Annotated in this window: 18 protein-coding genes; 2 read left to right on the forward strand and 16 right to left on the reverse strand. The window is 39.6% G+C overall.

The genetic code is table 11. From position 1 onward, the window contains the following. Positions 1-18: 18 nt before the first annotated feature. From T541_RS0114355 to T541_RS0114435, 16 genes are all read right to left on the reverse strand, one after another. Positions 19-1,041 (reverse strand): hypothetical protein, encoded by a 1,023-nt coding sequence (locus T541_RS0114355; protein ID WP_026653359.1) that lies wholly within the window; start codon positions 1,039-1,041, stop codon positions 19-21. A 24-nt stretch (positions 1,042-1,065) separates the two neighbouring features. Continuing rightward, positions 1,066-2,031: a hypothetical protein gene (locus T541_RS0114360; protein ID WP_026653360.1), complete on the reverse strand. Its 966-nt coding sequence runs from the start codon at positions 2,029-2,031 to the stop codon at positions 1,066-1,068. Between the two features lie 17 nt (positions 2,032-2,048). Next, positions 2,049-2,525, reverse strand: coding sequence for a hypothetical protein (locus T541_RS0114365; RefSeq protein ID WP_155839536.1), 477 nt, complete (start codon positions 2,523-2,525; stop codon positions 2,049-2,051). Further along, positions 2,518-3,039, reverse strand: coding sequence for a hypothetical protein (locus T541_RS0114370; protein WP_026653362.1), 522 nt, complete (start codon positions 3,037-3,039; stop codon positions 2,518-2,520). Before T541_RS0114370 ends, T541_RS0114365 begins: the two co-directional genes overlap by 8 nt. 168 nt (positions 3,040-3,207) lie before the next feature. After that, complete coding sequence (locus T541_RS0114375) at positions 3,208-4,545, reverse strand: hypothetical protein (protein ID WP_026653363.1); 1,338 nt, start codon at positions 4,543-4,545, stop codon at positions 3,208-3,210. Between the two features lie 308 nt (positions 4,546-4,853). Further along, positions 4,854-6,068: a hypothetical protein gene (locus T541_RS0114380; RefSeq protein WP_026653364.1), complete on the reverse strand. Its 1,215-nt coding sequence runs from the start codon at positions 6,066-6,068 to the stop codon at positions 4,854-4,856. Positions 6,069-6,223: 155 nt separating this feature from the next. Further along, positions 6,224-8,863 carry a hypothetical protein gene (locus tag T541_RS0114385; RefSeq protein ID WP_026653365.1) on the reverse strand — a complete coding sequence of 880 codons (2,640 nt, stop codon included), beginning with the start codon at positions 8,861-8,863 and terminating at the stop codon, positions 6,224-6,226. An 11-nt stretch (positions 8,864-8,874) separates the two neighbouring features. Beyond that, positions 8,875-11,229 (reverse strand): VirB4 family type IV secretion system protein, encoded by a 2,355-nt coding sequence (locus tag T541_RS0114390; RefSeq protein WP_026653366.1) that lies wholly within the window; start codon positions 11,227-11,229, stop codon positions 8,875-8,877. A gap of 11 nt (positions 11,230-11,240) precedes the next feature. Beyond that, positions 11,241-12,323: a hypothetical protein gene (locus tag T541_RS0114395; protein ID WP_026653367.1), complete on the reverse strand. Its 1,083-nt coding sequence runs from the start codon at positions 12,321-12,323 to the stop codon at positions 11,241-11,243. Beyond that, the gene (locus T541_RS0114400; RefSeq protein WP_026653368.1) at positions 12,323-12,664 is read right to left on the reverse strand and encodes a PrgI family protein; all 342 of its coding nucleotides are present in this window, start codon (positions 12,662-12,664) and stop codon (positions 12,323-12,325) included. Before T541_RS0114400 ends, T541_RS0114395 begins: the two co-directional genes overlap by 1 nt. A gap of 31 nt (positions 12,665-12,695) precedes the next feature. Continuing rightward, a complete protein-coding gene (locus T541_RS0114405; RefSeq protein WP_155839537.1) occupies positions 12,696-13,055 on the reverse strand; it encodes a hypothetical protein in 360 nt (119 codons plus the stop codon). 43 nt (positions 13,056-13,098) lie between these two features. Further along, complete coding sequence (locus T541_RS0114410) at positions 13,099-13,470, reverse strand: hypothetical protein (protein WP_026653370.1); 372 nt, start codon at positions 13,468-13,470, stop codon at positions 13,099-13,101. Positions 13,471-13,514: 44 nt separating this feature from the next. Further along, positions 13,515-13,826 carry a hypothetical protein gene (locus tag T541_RS0114415; RefSeq protein ID WP_026653371.1) on the reverse strand — a complete coding sequence of 104 codons (312 nt, stop codon included), beginning with the start codon at positions 13,824-13,826 and terminating at the stop codon, positions 13,515-13,517. Between the two features lie 282 nt (positions 13,827-14,108). Further along, the gene (locus T541_RS0114425) at positions 14,109-15,380 is read right to left on the reverse strand and encodes a hypothetical protein (protein ID WP_026653372.1); all 1,272 of its coding nucleotides are present in this window, start codon (positions 15,378-15,380) and stop codon (positions 14,109-14,111) included. Positions 15,381-15,473: 93 nt separating this feature from the next. Beyond that, on the reverse strand, positions 15,474-18,974 hold the full coding sequence (locus T541_RS0114430; RefSeq protein WP_026653373.1) for a DEAD/DEAH box helicase: 3,501 nt from the start codon (positions 18,972-18,974) through the stop codon (positions 15,474-15,476). A 113-nt stretch (positions 18,975-19,087) separates the two neighbouring features. Beyond that, a complete protein-coding gene (locus tag T541_RS0114435) occupies positions 19,088-20,224 on the reverse strand; it encodes a DUF6094 domain-containing protein (protein WP_026653374.1) in 1,137 nt (378 codons plus the stop codon). A 947-nt stretch (positions 20,225-21,171) separates the two neighbouring features. On the opposite strand from T541_RS0114435, the gene tnpA reads away from it, so the two are divergent. Continuing rightward, positions 21,172-21,564 carry an IS66 family insertion sequence element accessory protein TnpA gene (gene tnpA / locus T541_RS19785; RefSeq protein WP_034467372.1) on the forward strand — a complete coding sequence of 131 codons (393 nt, stop codon included), beginning with the start codon at positions 21,172-21,174 and terminating at the stop codon, positions 21,562-21,564. Next, positions 21,557-21,916: an IS66 family insertion sequence element accessory protein TnpB gene (gene tnpB, locus T541_RS0114450; RefSeq protein ID WP_026653375.1), complete on the forward strand. Its 360-nt coding sequence runs from the start codon at positions 21,557-21,559 to the stop codon at positions 21,914-21,916. Before tnpA ends, tnpB begins: the two co-directional genes overlap by 8 nt. Positions 21,917-21,930: the final 14 nt, after the last annotated feature.

Below are 21,930 nucleotides of genomic sequence, written 5' to 3' on the forward strand. Positions count from 1 at the left end.
CTAAAAAATCTACATGCATCAAAGAAAATCTGGCTTAACTGGAACAAGATCGTAGCCCTGCTTGTTCTTTGCCTTCTTGATCCTAAGGAAGCAATCAGAAGTCTCATTTCCAGCCTTATGTACACCTTCACCGGTAAAGTAAACTCTATCAAGATCATCGCCAAGGTTATCAAGCCTCATAATCCAATCAGCCATTTCCACAAGATCAGCATTGTTCTCAACTACAACAACAGCTCTGCCGACAGTATTCTTCATATCTCTTGAGTATAAGAACTGCTTAATCAGATTAACCTTATAGATACACCTATCCTCGTGGTCTCCCTTAGACTGAGCAATCTCATATCTATTGAGATATGCATCTATAACACCAACATGTACAGGCTCGCCATTCTCATACTTAAATTTAAGAATTGCTGGAATGAAGCAAGTGCCGATAGCCTTAGTCTGGAAAATACCCTGCTTGAATTCACAGAATGTATCAGCAAGAGCCATCTTTGATGCAACATAACCTGAAGCTGCAAGCCCAACAATTTCATAAGGGTTCTTAGCCTGTATCCAATTCTGATGCACCATCCTCTTACCAAGCACCTGATTCATGTGATAGATACCATCCTGAGCACATGTGTAAAGTGACATGTGAGTAAGTCTTGGCTTATTATCTGCATCAAATGTATCAACCTCATAAGTGATCTTAAAAAGGAATCCACTTGTCATAAGAGCATGAAGTCTTGAACGAACATTGTCAGAATTGTTGACATCCATGATATGAAGTTCAGGAGCTGTCCTATGAAGAGCCTTGTTAAACATAGTGATAGCATCTGTATCTGCTACGCCAAGGTTTGCAACTGCATAAAGCAGATGGCAATCTGACACAAAACCTAGCTCATCAGCTGCAAATCTCTTAAGCTTAAGATCACTGTCAAGATAGTGATACTCTCTATCAAGAGTTTCTCTCAACTTATCCTGGCAGACATACACTCTATTTCCACCATTTAATTGCTGTCTCATAAGGACAGATTTCTGTTTTGTAGCGATATCCATTTCTAATACCTCTAATACCCGCTGTTAGACAACAGCCTTACTCTTTCTACGTCTATTAATAAACTTAACTGCTGCAATAGTTTGTGGATCCTTCGATGCAAGTGCAAAAGGAACAACCTTAAACACATGGTCTACGGGACTAAGTTTCTTGATCTTACACTTATACATAGCCCCAATAAGTGGTCTGCCGATGTTCTCTGTGTAATCACACATAATCTCAATACCCTTAACAAAGTTTGACTTACCCCACCAATAAGTCTTTCCATCAGGCTTTTCTATACAAGTAACATCAATTACTGTATCTTCTTTAATAAAATCAGGAAGATTCTTCCAAGGATCCTCAGTTATAGTATCTCTTGTAAGCGCAAAAGCCTGTGTTGCATGCTTTCCCTTTGGAAGCATACTATCAATAAGGAAATCGTACACTTCGCCAACCTCTATGGAATTAACAAGGGTTCTCTGGAAACCATTAGTCCAATGCTTAATACGGCAAATACCCAAGATGCCCTGTCCCAAAATATTTACAAGAACTCTGTTTTCTGAAACAGAAATAATAGTTCCTGGAACGATAAGCTTCTTTCCGCCATTTAAGTCGTGAATAATCTCAGAGATAAGCTTTGCCTTAGTTGTTCCTCTATCAGAGTGTGCGCTACGAACAAATACAGTATTATTCTTCTCATCAATGTCTTTAACAAGCACATTGAAGTCAACATTCATAAATCTGTCTTTGATATACGCAGTAAAATATGAAAGATCTTTTGCAAGAACCTCGTTTTCGAGTACGATTGTTACACCATACTCATCCTCCCCATAAAGAGAGCCTTCTGGAGTAGCAAGACCAAATACTACGCTAAAAGCCTGATTCTTAGCCTTTGCTTCACGATACCTTGCTAAAGGTTCAACTACATTCTTATCTTCTGGTAAACGAGTTGTGTTTCTCTGCTGATCATCACGAAGTAACGCAGAATATTTTTCAATATACTTACCCATAAATTACAAATCTCCTTTTAGAAAAATCTGTCAAACAGATTTACAATACTGCTATCTGCTGCATAGCAGAAAACATAAACTATAACTGTCAGCACTATCGGGATTACAAGCTCCATAATAAGAGCAAATTTCCTAATAGCTGCACTTGATTTATTAACTCTTCTTATTAAAAAGCCAACAGCAAGACAAAATATTGATATAGGTGGCCAGACAGCTTTCAATGCATCTGCACCCTTATTTATCCTATAGCGCCCAGCCTCAACATATTCTCCGCTTTTAGCATCATAATATGTATTGCCAGCCGCCTCCTTAACACCCTCGACCATCTCGCCAGCTGAGTAAGTGTCAAATTTAACATTTATATTCCCGTTATCAAGATACTCATTAACTGATTCCTGCCCTGCTGCCACATTATCAGTAATATAAGAACAGCCACTAAGAGCAAAAATACATATTATAGAAATAAGTGATATAAGGAATGATTTTTTAAGCACGGCATTCATCTAAACCATCACCCTCGCCAAAAAGTTTCTTTCTATAGAATGGAGCAAACTCAGCAATCATATCGTCAATGTCATTAGTAGGTGACTCTGTAAGCTGCGCACCAGACTCCTGCTTGTTCAATCTGTAATACCCGATAGAGACCCTAAGTTTATTCACAGAAGATTTATATGTATATCCACTCTTAACAGTAGCCTCAAGCATAATCGCTCCCTTAAGAGGATCCTCAGGGCAAGTTATATCCACCACCTTAAATACAAGCGGAAGTCCATTAGCACTATAGTAACTAGAGTCAGGCTTATAAACTGCCTTAACCTTACCCTCATTTCTTCTTCTTGAATAAGTGTGCTTATACTCAACGATTACATAGTCTCCAATATCAGGTAATGGAAACCTCGCCTCATTCTTCTCATAGATTGTTCCATAGTCCTTCTTCTGGAACAGTCTATAACCAGTTTGCTTTCTTCTCTTGATTTCACGTCCTTGTGGATTTTTATTCTCATTCATAACAAATTTTTACCTCTCCTTAAACGCATAAGCGCTGTAAAATTAACGCAACGACAAAAAGCATAATAATACGCAATTTTGTTCAGTTTATGTTTATTTTATAAACTAAGCGTAAACATTATTAATATTGCGTTAAAATAGTATTAACATTCCGTAAACTACAAATGTTTATTGGCTTAACATTGCCATAAGTTCTTCAGTGCTCATTGATGAATAGTCCGCATGAGATGAAGCCTTTGTCACCTTAGGGGCTGGTGTAACCCTCTTAGGCGCTGGTGTTTTACTTGGCGTGCTAACAACCTGCCTCTCTCTAACTACTTTTTTAGGCTTTCTAGCAGGTTCCTCATCCCTCACAGGAGCTTCTACTTCAAGCGACTCTCCATAATCGGAACTACCATAATTTTCATCAACCTGTTCCTCATACAGCTCAGGAGAATGGCTTTCCATAATGTCCTCATCCCATGGCTGCTCATCTTCTGCAACAGTTGCCGGTTCCTCATCAAGCTCTTCGACTACTTTCTTCCTATTGAATAAAGATTTCTTATCTTTTCTGACAAGCTCTACATCACCATCCATGGCAAACAGATCATCTCTACTTTTCTTAACCTTTTTTGGTTTTTCTTTAACAACAGGCGCATCGTCTTTAACTACTTCTAAAGCGACATCATCACCAAACTCTTCCACTACTCGCTCCGCAAAGCTATCCGTTACATTTGCAGGTTTAATAATTGGTTCTGATTGTCCCGCCTTACTTCTAGCCTTTGACTCGCTTGCCAACTTATTCTGAAGCCCCTCAGGAGTAACTCCACGCGTCACACCCTTTGGCATCTTATATTTCTGTTTCGCATAGCCAAGTCTGTATGCCTTATTAGCAATGTCATAAAACTCACGATACTGCATCAGTATTTCCTTTACCTTGTCAGGTAAAGCATCACAAAACGCTCCCATCTGACCTGGATATAACCATCTTGAAATAGTCACGAAACGCTCTGCGATATTTAAACCCTCTTCCTTAGAAAGAAGATATTTATAACAATCTCTAAACTCGGAATAAGTAAGATTAATATGGTCAGGAATGACCTCTTCAATCCTGTAATATTTCCTCGCTTCTTTTCTATCTCTACCCTTTACAATCAGATCAGCGATCACATCAGGATTAGCACCAAACTTACCATCAGAGAAAAATGCTGTAAGGATTCCTGCACTATACAGATCCTTCATCTCATTCTTCCCTCGATGCGTTGTAGCAAGTACTACCACGATTGTCGCCCTTGTATAATCAGCAAGCTCAACAATCTCCTTAATGCTAAACTTCTCACCGCCATCTAAATATTCCTTGAGAACTACTGCTTGTATCTCGCTATGTTTTGCAAGATAATCTTTAATAGTTTCCTTAGAAGAACGAAGTACACTCTTGGCCGTATAACCACGAAGCATTATTTCCTTATTTATACTTGTCTCAATATTCTCTTGTTTAAAACCATAAAGTAAATTTAAAACCGCCATTAGTTACCTCCAAAAGCGCACTATATATGTGAATAAATTAACTAAATTTTGACTCACCTTAATAAAGGTAATTTTAAGTGCACATTTATAGCAACTATTTTTAAACAAAAAAACCCAAAAATATCCAAACATATAATTTGATTCTCATCGCCATGGAATGTGCATAAACTCTAGGTTGCGGCACATTCGTATTGGAGAACGTTTCAAACACTATAAAAATTCACAAAAAAAACACACAATCCTTTTATTGGATTGTGTGTAGAAAAAACATCCTTTTTAAAAAACGTCTTTACATTATTCAATTCTACTTATTTCCAAAATATATATCCGCCCTTGGAACTTACCCCAACATGATAGTCACTGTTTGAATCCCAGAAGATCAATCTCGTCATTGGATTAAATATAACTCCAAGTATGGCTCCATCTGCCAATACACCAGCAACCCATCCAAATCTACTACCAATGCCACCTCCAACAATGACTAGAATCGCAATTCCCACAATCGCAACCGCCGAAGCAATCGCAATCTGTATTCCGCGTCCTATACTCCTGAATACATTTTTCGTAGGGTCTTTATACTGTGCAACATCCGAACTGCTAAACCCACACTTTCTAGCAATACGATTACGCATGCTATTTGACACTATCAAAGATGCCATTACAAAGCAAAAACCGTCCCACCCCATCTCATCGGCACGCTTATAAAAATCTCTCACATCCCTGTCATTGTGCTTAAAATGCTGCTGCGCATCATGGAAATCAAAAATACGATCATACCCATATGCAAACTCCGAACACTCGATAGTTGATTTATAAATCGCTCTATGTTCCTCTGGCAAAGTATTGAAAGATAAACCATATTTAGCAAGCTGCACTGGAATATGTACTAAATCTAAAAATACATCCCTTTCATCATGGAACACAGGATGGATCCTAAAGAGCCTCTCATCACACTCTACTTTAAAAGAAGTATTCCACCCCTTTACTCGGCCTCTTTCCAACCCGTAGAAAAACTCCTCTATATCGATATGTTCTCCTTTTTCCGGAGATTTGATGCCAACCTCAGTATAAAAAGCATGAACAATTCTCATATACTGCTCACATTTATACAACTCTCTATACAGTACAAGTGGAAATATCTTATCCCTATAAAAAGCATACAGTTCCCACAGCATGTCGCTACTCTTTTCAACCCTAACTATTCTCCACGCCTCTCTTACAGCATAGCGAGCAACAACCTCGCACAGATGCGGTTCTTTACCTCTAATTGAAAGCTGTTCAAAGATAGGCGATAGCCACTGACATCTTTTCCCTGGTTCAATATTCGATGAACAATGCAAGCCATTAGATATCTTGTAAAGTTCAACTACGCGAGAAATCCTCTCCTTAACACCTTCCAGTTCATCCGATGAGATCAGTTCTAAAATTTCTGTAGCCACCCCGTAGTATGCATTATCATTACTAAGCTCATATACTCCCTCTGGAGTCTCACTGAACCACCTTGTTCCGTCCTTTTTTATCATATAAAACCTCCTGTTTTATAACTATCAAACCATACACTTGTCGCATCATATAATTAACATACAAATATAATAACATGTGTTATTTTAATGTCAAGTGGTTTTACAAAACAAATGGCAAGATGAGTAAATATCTCACCCTGCCATTTAAAATATTATTATTTGCGTACAGTTCCTAAGTTCATGCCCTTATTCTTTGCAAAATTCAATGCCTTGCTACTAGCACTATCAACTGCCTTGCCAGCAGCGACAGCACCCTTGCCAACTGCCTTGCCAACTGCGGCAGCGCCCTTGCCAGCGCTAGCCACGTCATCGACAAACTTTTCCGCTGTAGCTTCAGCCTGTCCAGACTGAACGTAATCTTTTGCAGCATGGTAGATCTTACCTGCCGAACTATCAGCGCCCTTGAAATATTCTTGTTCCGATGTTGCACCTACAGATGCCATCATTCCTACAGCTGCGCCTACCATGACAGTTGCTTTTTCTGCACTTGCAAGAGTACCAGATGCAAGTCTCGCCTTCATGCTTCTGTAATCCGCCGCACGTACCTGCTCGGCTCTTTGTGAAGCAGACAACGCACCTCCACTAACTGGCTTATTTACAATATCAGCGTATTTGTCTGCAACAAGTTTCTGTCTGAAAGAAGTAGCATTGCTGAACGCCTCCTCTTGTTTTGCGCCAGCATACTGCTTTTCAAAAGTAGCACGTTTTGCGACTTCACTATTTAAGACGGCTTTGCTTGCATTGTTATTAGCAATCTTCCCATTCCTGCTTTCAATGTTACTGCGAAGTTGCTCATTACTGCTCTTTAAGTCTTGCATCCTCTGACGGCCATCTGGCACTTTTGTCCATGCGCCGCTCTCTAGACTCTTTAATTCCTTCTCTTGACTACGAAGCTGCGCTTTATCCTGTACGTTTAATGCTCCAAGCTTAGCGTTTTCGTCATTAATGCCCGATATCTTGGCATTCATGTTATCCATAGTTTTAAGATTAGCGTAACGGCTAGCATTGTTAAATTCATCGCCATTAGCACTATTGGAAATAACTGCATGTGCATCCAATACATCAGAACTCTGATCCTCAGCTTTAGCATCGTACTGTTTATTTGCATTAGTAATGTCTTTAGCTGTAACAATAGAGTCAGCAATCGCATCATTAACATCATTAGATACAGGCTCGGTACCACTTGGAACATCGCCTATATCTGGTGTGCCAGCACTGATATCTGCATCTATTGAAGTATTGCTATTTGTTGAAGCAGCCACCCCGCCATCGAGATCGCCCAAAAGCTTCGCGTCCTTATCAGGATTTGGCTCAATACCAGCTGCCTGCATATCAGAAGCAACACTACCCATTTGCTGAGCGTTTCCTTCTGACTCATTACGCCCTGGTATCTCATCGTTTATTGTCGGCTGTGAACCTTTTGCCTTTGAATCCTCTGAATCAGCCTTTGAACTACCATTACCTGATTTAGGAGCATCCAATTCACCAAGTTTCTTAGAGATACCATCAGCTGCACGCTTTTCCTCACTACCCTTTTCTCTCTCAGCATTCTTCTCAGCCTTATGCTGATTATGCTTATCAATGCCAGACTTAATGCCACCAGCCATAGCCATAGCGCCTGTAATAGCACCCTTAGCTGCTCCAGCGACACCAGCTGCGAGTCCAATAAGACCTTTGCCATTAGATATGCCAAACCTATTACCAAGCATTGATAGTATCTGATTACGTGTAGGGACAATAGCCTGGAACATAATCCACATGATCAAGCCTTGAACAAAACTGCCCTCAAAATTACTAGTATCACCAGCCGCCTCGCTCATTGCTGACAGCAATATCGAAGGCAAAAGCATAAGTGCAATATCAATGACTGGAACAAAACAGTTCGTAAAGAATGTAACGCACCACTGACCGATTGACTGCTTATTATCCAAAAATCCCGCAAAAACAAACATTGGGAAAAGTCCAAATAAGATCAGCTGCATGATTGCAATCTTAATATAGGAAAAGACATATGTAAGAGGTAAGAAACACACTAACGCATATGCAACTGCATTTACCATGTTCGGAGTGGTCTCGTATAAGTCCTTATATCCTGCCTCAATACCATTTGCAAAATTCAAATTTGGAGCAAGTCCTGTCAATGTGTTATACATTACAATAGATAAGTTATCCCTTATAATGCATACAGCATCAATAATGTTAGGCATTATAAAGAGGAGAATCATGGCTCCAGCAAAGGCTACAATATTATCCTTTAAAAACTGACCTGCCTTAGAATCACCCTTCCACATTGCTTTAACTACTGAAAAAAGCGAAACAGCAAACACAAAAGTAAGGGCCAACTGTTGAAGCGTGACGTACAAATACGCACCAATACCACCATACACATTTCCATCAGTTAAATCGAAAGTAAAGAAAGAGTTACCACCAGTAGCAATCTTTCCCATAATAATAGAAGTAATGGTCATAGGCACACCAGAAACAGCATTAAGTGTTCTCGAAACCTGCGTACCAAGAGAAGCCACTAATCCAGAAAGCATTTTTTCAATAGTGCTAGGCTCCTTATTTGACTCACTATCGTCACCTGTGCTTGTCTCATTCGAAGTCTCACCAAGATCAAGCCCAGACTCTAAAGCCCCATCAGCAGTAGTGCCGGCAATCCAAGACCAATCCTCATAACCATCAGCACTTGCCGTACTACCTGGCATAGAAAAGGCAACAATAGTAAGTATTAGCGCTAGAAAAGTAGATACCCTATCAACTATCTGTAATTTTTTACGTAAATCCTTTGGCATAATCTCGTCCTTTAAGCAGACATCTTAGCAAATGCCTCTTCAATTCCTTTCGCATCTGTAGCAACCGCAAGCTGCTCAGTTTCTTTACGATAATCAACCTTACAAAACGCAACTGTCTTATTATCTACAATACATACCTCGCCTCGGTGCCTATTAGAATCAGACTCATCGTCTGGATTACCACCAAGCGTATCAACAATAAGACTTGCCTGTGCAGGAGTCAGATTAATGTTATCAATAAGGAAATCTCTATCCTGCGCATCCTGTTTCAAAATAAACTTTGTAGTAGCCTGCTTTAAAATATCCTGAGTCTCAGGGAATCTAGCATATTCGCTAACTGTCTGAGAGATCAGCATAAGTGATACGTTACGAGAACGAGCAGTTCTTGACACCGCATTAAGCACAGCTCTATCATACTGGTTCTTAAACATCTCATGAGCCTCATCCACAATTACCTGCATCTTGGAATTAGCATCAAGAGAAAGTGAATTTTTCTTAATAAAGTTCTCATTTACAAATTCGAGAGCAATCTGCTGAACAAGTTTCTTCTCTGAATCTGACAGAAGAGAAATATCGATATTGGTAAAAGGACAATCCTTATTAATACGTACAGAACTCTGACCGTCGAAATACGCCCTGATGCCTCGTACCTCTTTTACTGCCTCCTTAACATTCATCTCATTCTTATACTCTCGGCACTTAATTGACTCACTATATGGAAGAGCCTTGAACTGCTCTGCAGTGAAGAATCTGCATGTTCTCTCGGAGTAATACAGCTCTTTAACATAGTTTGCTAAAGACATAATCAGGATGTTATAAGCATCACCCATGTTGGCATCCCTATTATCTCTTCTTGAAATAAGGAGCTGCTTATAAAAGTCAGTCATAGTAGGAATCTTCTTGAGGACCCTACCATCACTCAAAATCGCACTATCTGATGCGTTAGCACTGCCAAGTGTTGTATACAGAGAATCAGCATCACCATCAATAAAGCCAAATGACTTATAAAGCGCCTTAAGGTTTTCTATAACAATATTCTCTAAATACTTGTTCTCTGTGAGCGAAGTAGTAACGTTCTGATCATCATCACCAGCAACTAGCTTTAAAATAATATTTGTGACCATGGTGATCTTGTCAGTAAGATCCAAACTTCTAACCTCATGCCTAATATCAGCTGAATCCTTAACATATCTTGTAGTCTCTGAGATATCAAAAATATTCATTACATCACTAGACATGTTAGAAATCTGGAAGTTAACGCCATCACATAAAGTAGCAAGAGAAGCATACTCACCCTCGGATGTACCCTTTCTCTGCTTAAAGTCAATTGAAACAAAATGATAGCCCATAAGCACCTGTCTACAAACCATCATTTTTACAAGAGCTGACTTACCTGTACCAGTCTTACCAGCAACAACGATAGTATAACCATCATGTGATCCATCGAATGAATCATAAATGATAGGCATTGCTGTAAACATATCCCTTCCAAGAGGAACGCCCTTCTTATGAGAGAATGATGACTGTGTGTAATTGTAAAGCGCAGATACAGAATACTTATCAAAATTGAAGAACTTAACAGCATCCGACTTAATAGTGCTTGAATCAACCTTTACAAGCTTATTGAATGGCGCATTATTAGCAAAAGCCTCTGCCTGCACACCATAACAACATGAAATATTGATATTTCTCTCAAGTGCCTTTGAATGGAACTCCTGGGTAAGCTTATTAAGTTCCTTAATATCTGTAGCATGAAGTGTAAACAAAAATCCTACAGAGAAGAACTTATTCTCACCGCTTTCAATCTGCGCCGCGAAATCGTTAGCATCCTGAATCTGGCCTGAAATGTCACGTACACGATTGACATTGGAATTCTTCTCGGCCTCATAAGACTCACCAACAAGTACATTGATATGCTTGTTGTACTTACGGAGCATCTCGTCCTCTGCAATAGGCTTAATAAATATAGAAGATTCACAATTCTGGAAGTTCATAAGTGGTGCAAAAGTATTTGCAAACTTAGCTCTTCTAGGAATTGAGGTGATAGTGAATGATCTGATATAGACATTCTGACCACCGTCTGACACAACCATATAACTATTGGGGCCTACATCAATAGAATCTGCAGAAATCACATTTCTAAGAGTAGTCGCCTTCTCACGTCTATCAAGGGTGTCATAATCAATATTTTTAAGATTATCATCGCGAAGCTTCTCAACCCTCTGCTCGTCCATCTGCTGACGCAAATGACGAAGAGCATTGGCAACAACTACGGCAACAATACCAAGAACAACAAATACAATTGCAGTTCTTATCAACCCTATATAATCTGAAAACTGAACCAAAAACTCATATAACTCTGTCATAGTTACACTCCTTATACAGCAGCCTCTGCAACCCGACCGACTTCCTCGACCACTTTAGCATGCTTTCTATTTGCAGCCTCTTCTTCTTCTCGAAGCCTCTCCTCAAGTTCCATCATTTCTCTCTCAAACTCTATCTCGCCACGTTTCTCCCTAGCAATCTCTTCTATCGAATCAGTAGTAACATATAGTGACTTATAAGAAGAATTGAGAAGATCATCAAGCCTCACCTCATCAGAAGTAATTGGATGGAAATGTCTACGCAACAAATCTGTGAATCCATCCGCAGTAATAATTTTCCATGTGCAACCAGTGTTCTCAAGAGAACCACCATAAATGCTCGCGAGATTCTTAAGTTCAGCCTCCGCTCTTAAAAGAATCTCCTCATCAGAAAGTTCCTCCAAATCCTCATCAGGATTGTATGTATAAGAGAAAATAAGCTGATTTGTCCTCTTTGTGTTAAATGAAGCATCTGAAACATACTCCATATAATGAACCATTTCTTTCGCCTCAGAAAGCTGCCACTCAAGTGAACTCATTGTGTGAACAAGCTTTTTTACTCGCTTTTCCTCTTTTAAAAACAGTTCATCATTGGCTGCAAAACGCTTCATATTTTCTACCGCAATCTTAATATCAGCCTGAACATTGATAACCTTAATCTCGAGTTCTCGTGCACGCTCCCTCATATCCTCAATATTCTGGGAAATATCGATATTCTGAACGTTCTGGCACATCTGAATAGGACTCTCAATAGTATTAAAGAATGCTATAGCGTTATGCATAGTACGTTCTCTGTCAGATGCTGATGCCGCGCCAAAGTTATATCCGTTTATCTCAATACCGCCAATGAATGTGTTATTTCCAATAGCGATCATACCCATTTTGTCTTGACCCTTGCACTGAATAATATCATCAAACTTGACAAATTCATTAACATCAGTCCTTATGAAGTTTGAATAGTTTACGTTCTCTTCAGCGGAATTAACCTTTTTGATCTTTACAAAATATAAGTATGCCCCAGCTGCACAAATGCCAAGTACAATCAGTGTAAAGATGATAAGCATTCCGTAGTTACTAATGGAATTTACAACGTTCATCAGTCGTTCTCCTCTGAATCATAATTTTTCAAGTACAATTTCTTCTTGCCAAAAATCTTAGTAATAAGCCTTAAAACAATAATGTAAAGCGGATAACCGCCACCGTATAAATACTTTGAATTAGGCATTGGGAAAAATGCCAACACCCCTGCAATTGAAAGGGAAATAACTGCAATAACTACCGCAACAGGTATAAGCCCCATAGGAACAAATATAAAAGCGAAAAAAGCAGCAATCAAAAGCCCTATTCCAAAAATAAAAAGCTGTGTCTTAGTAAAGAACTTAAACCACTTATCCTCATCTTTAAGCTCTCTAGGAATATCATATGTACCAATTGCCATAATCACACCATCCTCTCAACATCTCTATCTATCAACCGGAAAAGAAAAAAGCATCCAGTGTTAGTTTCATAATTAAGTCGCCTATGAATGCATAAGCTGAAATATATCCAATAGAAATCAGGTAAAAAGAAACCTTCTGCTTTGCATCAGAAACATATCTTGGATAATTTAAAAACATAAGCGAAACAAGAGTTACAATTATAAGAACTGTGCCAGAAATATATCCGATCAGCTCCAATATATATTCAACAGGGATAATACCTGTTGCCATATCCAAATCTCTATTACCAGTCTGTATATAGTTAGGATCCAAAATTTTTGCAGGACTTATAGGGTCCAATAAAGCAAAATTATTAATCAAGAAATTCATTTCACAATCTCCATTAATCAAAAACAGCCTCCCCAAGCATTAAGCTTGGGGATATATGTTTTTATTAGCCAAACAGGTTCTGTCCGACACCTGTAAGAAGAAGGATAAGTGCTGGTACAGCAGCAACGCCTACAACAGCAACAGCCTTCCAGATCATTGAAGTCTTAGCATCCTGTCTCTCCTGAGGTGACATGAAGAAGAGCTTACCAGCTGCAACTACGCCACCAACTACAAAGAGAATGATGATTACAGTAACAACAAGTCTGTTTACAGACCAGCCAACGCCCTCTGTCTTTTCTACAAGACCATCAAGAGCAGATGTGTCTGCTGATCCTGAACTATTGATAATAGCGTCAAAATCAACACCTGCTGTGCAGAGCATTCTTGTTGCTGCTGTTGGCATTGCTGCCATGAGCTTCATTCCAAGTAGTGACATAATATAACCTCCATATTTTTTTAAATCTATGTAAATTTTTAGATTTACCAAGCAAAAACTTTTATCCACTGCGCCACGATGAAAGTCGTAGCCATAACAAGAACAAATAGAACAACGTGTGTTGTGAGCTTTCTCTTTGTCTCGTTGCGTTCCTTCTTATCCTTATTTAGGAATAAGGAACCAAAATGAACCTGCATATATATAAGGCCAGCAAAAATAGCTATTAGAATAACAAAGACAGTCAACACCTGACCGAACATTACTGTACCGTTATATAGCTGATGAAAAGCAACCCCATCGTTAGCTGGACTTTCTGAAAGCCAACCGTGAAATTTGCCTCTAAAAAACTGTGGCATTATGTGATTCCTCCTTCCAAAATACCTTTACCATAGTGTAGTTTCGATGAAAGTGTTTATTTATAGCAATACCCTTTTTGGGTTTTTTTGTTAATTTTTTTCCATCGATGCAAAAATCCAAATCAAAACCTCCTTATAGGCTCTATTTAGAAAGCAAAAGCATAAACTTGTACTCTCTTTTATACCCAAAATATTTTTAGGCATAAAAAAGAGCGCAAATAAATGCGCTCAAAAAGAATTGTAGCTATAAAGCCAATCTTTTTATCCTGTTATAGAAGTAAATTACTCCTCAGAAGCCTCGGACTCATCGTCTGTATCTGGCTGTGCTACAACCTGACATACACCAATAACATTCTTAGCATCTGTCTCTTCAAGAGTACCATTGAATAAAGCCACAATATGACCGCATGAAGCGATAACAACATTGCCCTTAGAAAGAGCATTGATACCAGCCTTAAACTTAGTGCCATCGACACTCATCTTAGTATCAACCGCACCATTAAAAGCAGTAGTCTTGACTACAGACTCGATCTGATCCGCTGCACCCGCAACAAGCTTAAAGCTAGAGCCATCTTCATTGATGATTACCTGAGTGCATCCTGGCTTCGCATTAAGTCCGTTGATTGTATTTACAAAATCAACAGCCTTAACAAGCTGTGCACCATCGCAACCAATAAGAACGTTGGCAGGAGCCTTTAAATACTGCTCAATCATTTCTGGATTAACACCTAATGTTTTACCCTGAACAACAGTATAAATAACCTTGTTTTCAATCTGGAATAAAACCTTACTCTTGTCAACAGCGATAGCAACGCCCTTCTGACCCTTAATGATAGACTCAAGGTTCTTGACAGCCTTTGATGGGAGCAAAACATTAAAGTTATCCTTATTCTGCTTTGACTCAGTACAATAAGCATCAAGAGAAGCCTCCATCTTATCAACAAGTGCCTTAGTGCGCTCGTTACAGCTCTCGCTAGTTAAGAACTTAGCCTCTTCCTCTGCCATTCCAATGATAAATCCATCTGTAGAATAGCCCTTAACAATACCCTCAGAACGTCTGAGATTTAAGATAGCATTAGCTGTCCTACCATTGTCAGGTGATGTGAAAGCAAGTCCCTTATGAATAAGATTTGTAAGAGCAGCTCCTGAAGTCATAATGTTAAAAAGCATCTCATTATCAGAAAATCCCTGAGGAGCATCAGCCTCAAGCTCGATTGGAGTCTTTACTTTACCCTCAACGCCGATAATAAGCATTGTGTTATCCTTCTCAAAGTAGATATCCTCATTGTAAGAAGCGATAGCACCACAGATAGTATTGAACTTGTCAGCATTAACAATAAATGTCTCAGCCTCGCCGTTCCATCCCTCTGGCTTCTTAACCTGCATCTGATACTGAATCTGCTCAACATCAGTAGTAACTCTTACTCCACCAAGAATGTTTGCTCCAAGATCTCTTGAACCAAGAACAAGCATTACCTTAGTGTCCTTTTCCTTTACAGTTGCAATAAGTGAACAAATGTTAGAAACTTCCTTAGAATCAAAAATATACTTCATATTAATATAATCTCCTTGTTATAAATGAAAATAAGGGAAGTTGCTTAGTTATAGCAACCTCCCTTTTAGTTAATAGTAGTTTTTATAAAAGACTTAAGCTGCAAGGTCAAAAATAGACACCTGACCGCTAATTGCCTTTGCCTTTTTAGGCTTTTTAGAAACAAAATCTGTAAGCTCATCGTTATAAACAACAGGCTCAAAGTCACCAAAGATATCAAATACTGGCATCTGACTAGTTGAAGCACTGTCAACAACCTTGATGGTGGTATCAGTAACCTTTTTAGCCGTAGTAACTTTTTTCTTGCCAGCACTCTTAGTCTTAGCTGATTTTGTTTTTGGAGCAGACTTCTTAGTAGTTGCACCAATAACAGTTGTGACACTAGTGATAATAGGTGTAACAGAATCAGTCTTATGCTCTTCATACATCTCAGCACCGTCCATTACCTCATAGAAGGTCTTAGGTGGGATATAATCGACATAATTATCATCAGAACTATTGTTGGATGCATTCATAACATCAAACATGTTCTCAAGAGACTTTCTGTCCTTGCCACTATCACCCTCAGCAAGCATCTGTGCCATCTTAAGTCTTGGATCAATACCCTTAGCCATTGATGTAAGACCATCTGCTGAGAACTTACCCTGAATAGCAGATGCAGCAACCTGCTTTTCTGCCATGATCTGAATCGCAAGCTGCTGAAGTGTACCTTCAGTAGCCATGTAGTAAGTATGACACTCTTCTGTCTGGTTAAGTCTATAGTGTCTACGTGATGCCTGCCACATAACTGCAAGCTCATAAGTAAGCTGATAGAAGATAATAGTTGGGTAGTTGTAATGCGCGCCGTTATACTTGAAACAGAAATCAAGTCCCGTTTCAACCAGCTTCATATTACAGATAAATACCTTTATACCCTCTGACGCTTTCTGTCTGATGAACTCTTCACGCTTTGTAGCAACCGGTGATGTAGAATTCATTACAAGTACCTGACCCTTAAGATTACACTTCTCTTCGACAAGTGTCTGAAGTCTGCCTGTAATGTTCATTTCTTCATTACCAGTATAAGCACAGTAGATAAAGCAGTTTCTGTCCTGAGCAATCTCATCCTGCACGATCTCAATAAGCTTTTCTTCCTTAGGAAGAAGAGTAGACATGTTGTCAGAAACATACTCATCATGTGATGGTACATTGGTGACAAGCGTATCCGCAAAGAGTGGATGCATGATAGGATTGTAGCCATAAGGCTTATCAGGATATGAAAGTCCAAACTGAAGCATTGTAGAAAGAAGCGCTCTGCCTCCCTTTTCTTTGCTTGCAGTCTTAAGATTATCAATTACTCTGCTATAACTAGCCTTAACATTGTCTGGCTCTTCGGTCAGAACAACTTCCTCCTTAAGTTTTGGTAAATAACTTGAAAGATCTGAAAGATCAAGAAATACTGCCTTATCAAGTAAGAAATCAGTAAAGAGAAGTGGTGAGATACCAGGCTTGATCCTAGGGGATTTGATAACTCTACCCTTAGACATTGACCTGAACTCATCCTCATCATCATTTCCATAGCCGTATCTTCTGCTCTTTGCCTCATATACAGTCTCAACACAACCATACTGACGAGCAAAATCCATAACACCGTTATAATCATAACCCTTTTTCTTCATACGTCTTGGATCAAGCATATAAAGAAGATAGAAGAATGAATCTGCCTTACCATTACTGATTGTACCAGTAAGACAAAGTGTAAATGAACTTGCAAGCATAAGAGCGTGAGCTGCGATTGACTGAGCAGAACCACCAGCCTCATACTTATGTGCCTCATCTAAGATAGTAAAATCAAAGAATCCTTTGAGATACTTCTTAATATATAGTGATGGAGCATATCTTCTTGGGCCATACTCAACAGGAGACTTTCGCATATCCTCTTGAATCTTGCCAGCAAGATAATCACTTTCGTGACCTTTAAGCACAAATGCTGTTGTTCTTCCCTTTTTCTGGAAGTTTTTGTAGTGTGAAACCTTATACCACTTACGTCTTGCAGCGTCTTTCTCCTGTGAGACACCTATAGGTTTGCAATCGACACCCCACAAGTGTTCACCGCAGTTCATACAAGTGTCATTAGTTGATGTATGAGAAGCAAAATCAGCAGGGGTAAGAATAAGCTTTGTAGCCTCTTCTTTCTCCTTCTTAAAATAATTTGCTGCTGGGCGCATCAAAAGACCGCCACACTTAGGGCAAACAAGACCTGTCTGCTCTCCAAACTCATACAATTCAACCTGTCTAAAGTTTCTGCCACCACAACGACTACATTTTGACTTTCCTGGTTCCTTATAAATAGTAGCTGGCTTTTCAGCCTCTTCAAGACAGTCCTGACATACAAATGCCTTTGGAACCATCTTTGCTACGTTTGTAGGGATAGGCGAAAGCTGACTTCCAAGTTTACAGAAGTCCTTTGAGATAAGATACCACTCTCTTCCTTTTCTTTCCTTGCCTTCTGCACGAAGTTTGATGAGCTGTTCAAAATCATCAATGATTGTAACTGTAGAACCTGGAATCTCAGAAAGGATCTCATCTTTCCACTTAGATACTAAGTGTGAAGGAGCCATAAGCACATTTCTATACTTAGGCTGATCCTTACTCATATAGAGGTCTTTAAGGCTCTTACCCTTATGATTTTCAAGCCACTTCTGATTGAAATATGCATCTGCTACGGCTGCGCCCTGAAGCGTCTTACCACAGCCCATGCCCTCAACCATAAGTCCGTACTTAGAACCAGCTTTTTTAAGAGCAATGATTCCGTTTACGCAAGCAGCCTGCTGAGGGTAAAGTCTCTTTGTCTTGGCAGCAAAGCCGTCAAGTTCACCATTAAGAGGTGATAAAGTCTCTATACTCTCCTCAAGGTTTCTTACAAGTGATGGTCCATAATTCTGGATATAGCCATCAAGCGACTCGATAACGAGCTTCTCAGAAGGCTCATCACTGACCTTGATAACACCGCGCTTGATAAGATCAGATACGCAATCTTTTAATGTCGCATCGTTAAGACCATTAAAATCAATAGCGATAACATCATTAACGCGCACATTCTTACCATGAAGCACAATGCCAGGAAGTTCAAGCACTTCCCCTTCAACTCTGCATTCCCATGCTGAACCGTAACCATTACAGTAACGGATGTCGTGGAAATTAAGGAGCTGATTCTCAATCTCAGGAATCCACTCACGAAGAAGTGGAAGCTTGTAATTGATCATAAGGAAGTTAAACATATCCTCATACTTATGCTCAGCATCTGTCAGAAGATATCGTGTACCTATAGCCTTGTTAAGGACAGTAACGAGATTAAAGCTATCCCTACCGTTAGTAACCTTCTTATAGATAGTGTAATACTCCTGCTCTCTTGATGAAGAACGGATCGTATGATTGATAGTGATACTCTCACCAGAGTTGATACTTGCTACAATAGCCTTTGACAAAACCTTTGACCTTTCAATAAATGAAAGTGCAATAAGTGGTCTAAAGCCTGTATTTGTATCAACAAGTGCAGAAACACCATAAGCATTATAAATACCTACATTAACGTTTTTTCTTATATTGTAATCCATTTTTCCTCCTAAAAATAAAAAAGAAGCCCACCATACGTGGGCTTCAAAAAAAATAAAACCCACTACTGTGGACTCCAATCTTAAATTGGAGTATCAAATTGAATTAGTTACATTTACTCTAACACTGTAATAGTTCCATCGGTCTCAATGGTAGTCATTGTCACCTTGGCTCTAGTTGTTTCAGTGATAGTTCCGTTGTCATTCGCATTGTCAGGATTACCGCTATTATATTCGGTCTCCGCAACAATCTCAGCAACGCCTCTTTGAAGATGAAGGTCTTTACCTCTAGTACCTGCATAACCTTGACCCACACCTGATGTAATCATCAGATACTCACTATCCTTCTTAAGAGGGATAGGTGGCTTTCCAAGGTCGCTTGATGCATAGTTCTCCTGAGTAGCTCTCTTACCGGCAAGTTTCTTGTAATCTTCAAGATCTGCCTTTGTTGCAAGAAACTGAAATGCCATCAGAGGATGAAATTCCTTTGTAGCAAACAGGGTTATCTCAGAAGATTCTGATGGATAAACCTCTACGCTCTGGTATAAATCAGTTCCCTCAAATGTAAGTGGAAGTTCAGGTATCTTTGTCTCGTCAACATACTTTTCATGGTATGCAGTGATCTGATCAGCAAGTGCAATCTTTGTACCAGTCTTTCTGGCAACAATGAGTACCTGATGCCATTTCTCATACTCAGAACCTCTGAATTTCCACACATGAAGAGTCTCATAGTGTCCTATCATGTACTTGATGGTAGCATGTTCCATAAACCTTGAATAAGGAATAACCCATACTAAAATACCATCTTTTTTAAGGTATGAACCCGTTACTCTTTCAAGGAATGTTCTCTCAAGTCTGCCTCTCTTACCATCGTCAGTATCATCATCGTCCATATATGGCGGATTTCCGAAAACGAATGAAAAGGCATTGTTTTTGATTACAACTCCATTTGTGAAGTCTGCGCTAAGGCAGTCCTCGATAAGCGGATCCTTCTTTGTCTGCTGTGCTACATTGTCATTAAGCTCAACACCGAAAATCTTTACATTCTCGTTGTTTGCTCTGTCAGTGATAGCCTTAACAGCACTTCCATCTCCTATGGAAGGCTCTAATACACATACTTCCTTCCCTTCTGGGAATTTGAAAAGACTCTTTGCAGAGTGCATCTCTTCAAGTCTTGTATAATAAGCTCCCATAACTTTTGTGTTTGCATTGGTTCTACCAAAAGAACCATTCTGTGTACTTACTCCGTACATAGATATTTCCTCCTTGTTATAAATAAAAATTAATAGTTTATATATTAAAAAGCTGGCAAACAAAAAAGTACAAAAGAAACCTTTTGTACTTACTGCGTGCGAACTTTATAATTTTCTCCTTGTTATATTGTGTTGACCTCGGCATGAGGGTTTGGTTGGAACATAGTGATGATATTCACTAATACGAAAAATGCTAATAAAAGACATACTAATTTTATACATATATGAAAAGTACTGCAATAACAAAATGACGCAAAAACGCCGCAAAGAGCTGTATTAAATAAGGATTTAGAACACTTTCTGATACCCCGTCCCTCATAGGAAGAATCGTTTAAAGCGCCCAGATACTATACCAACGTACCGTTCAAACACTACACCATTGCCTACTTATCAGCCGCGTCTGATTCAAGCATCAGATTCACATATCGATAAAAGGTGCTACGGGCTATACCTCCGCACAACCTTATAGTATCTGCTGCATTCAGGTCGCCCCCGAATGCAGTGAAGCGTTTTCTGATGATCTTCTTACACCTAATTGCTTTCTTAGTCTCTATTTTCGTTCCCTTGGCCCTGCCTAGCCGAACCCCTCGTAGTCTTGCCGATAACAAACCTTCCCGTGTGCGCTCTTGGAGATCCCGCACCTCTTTTTCCGATTGTTCAAAAGCAAGTTCAATCTGCCTCGTAGCCAACGCCTCAAAGAACCCATTAAGGGACTTAAAAATACCCTCCATCAGCTGCGTTGTCGCAAGATCATCAAGATTAAGGTCTATATCTATCTTTTGTTTTAGAGCATTGCGATATACCTCAGTATTGATATGCCCTTCCGTAAGCACTCAACCGTGAGTACCTTATAATACTACCACGTTTATGAGATGATTTCTTCAGCTACTATTGTCGTGTTGCGCGATTCGCACAATTCGTCATATCAACTAAAGGAGGTTCATCTCATGAACACAAAGCAAAAGATTCACCATGCCAAAATGGCCAAATGGGCCGCCCTTATCAAAGAGCAGTCCGATAGCGGTCTCAACGTCAAACAGTGGTGCAGCCAGGAAGGTTATTCCATCCATGCTTATAACTACTGGAAGCACCTTCTAAAAGAGGAAGCCATGAAAAGTGTTTCCCTTCCTGAAATTGTTCCCTTACAGCAACCTATAATCCCAGAACAGCCGCTTCCCGCTCCACTTTGTATGCAAACACCCAATTCGCTCGATTCGCGCAATTCGTGTATTAGCGCATCCCCATTATCTGTTTCTTTTGGGGATATACAGATCAACATCGGGCCATCCGCTTCTGACGATGCCATTGTAAGCATCATTAAGGCGGTGCGTCATGTTTAAGGATGCAGATTTCAGTTCATTTGCTGCCATCTATGTTGTCTGTGGCTACACTGACATGCGCCTCGGTATGGATTCCCTTGCTGCGATCATTGAAAGCAGATACCACATCTCTCTTTTTGTTCCAGGATCCATGTTCCTTTTCTGCGGTCACAGATCAAACAAGATAAAAGGTCTTGTTTGGGAAGGTGATGGATTCCTACTCTTCACAAAAAGAGTCGAAGATGGACGTTTCTCATGGCCACGCAATTCACAGGAAGCAAGAAGACTTTCACCCGAACAGTTCCGTCTTCTTAAAGATGGCTACAGCATCGATCCAGGAATAAGAGTCGTCCATCCTGAAAAAACTGCATAAACCTTTGTGCAAAA

The sequence above is a fragment of the Butyrivibrio proteoclasticus P6B7 genome (genome assembly GCF_000622085.1).
GTDB classification, from domain to species: domain Bacteria; phylum Bacillota; class Clostridia; order Lachnospirales; family Lachnospiraceae; genus Butyrivibrio; species Butyrivibrio proteoclasticus_A.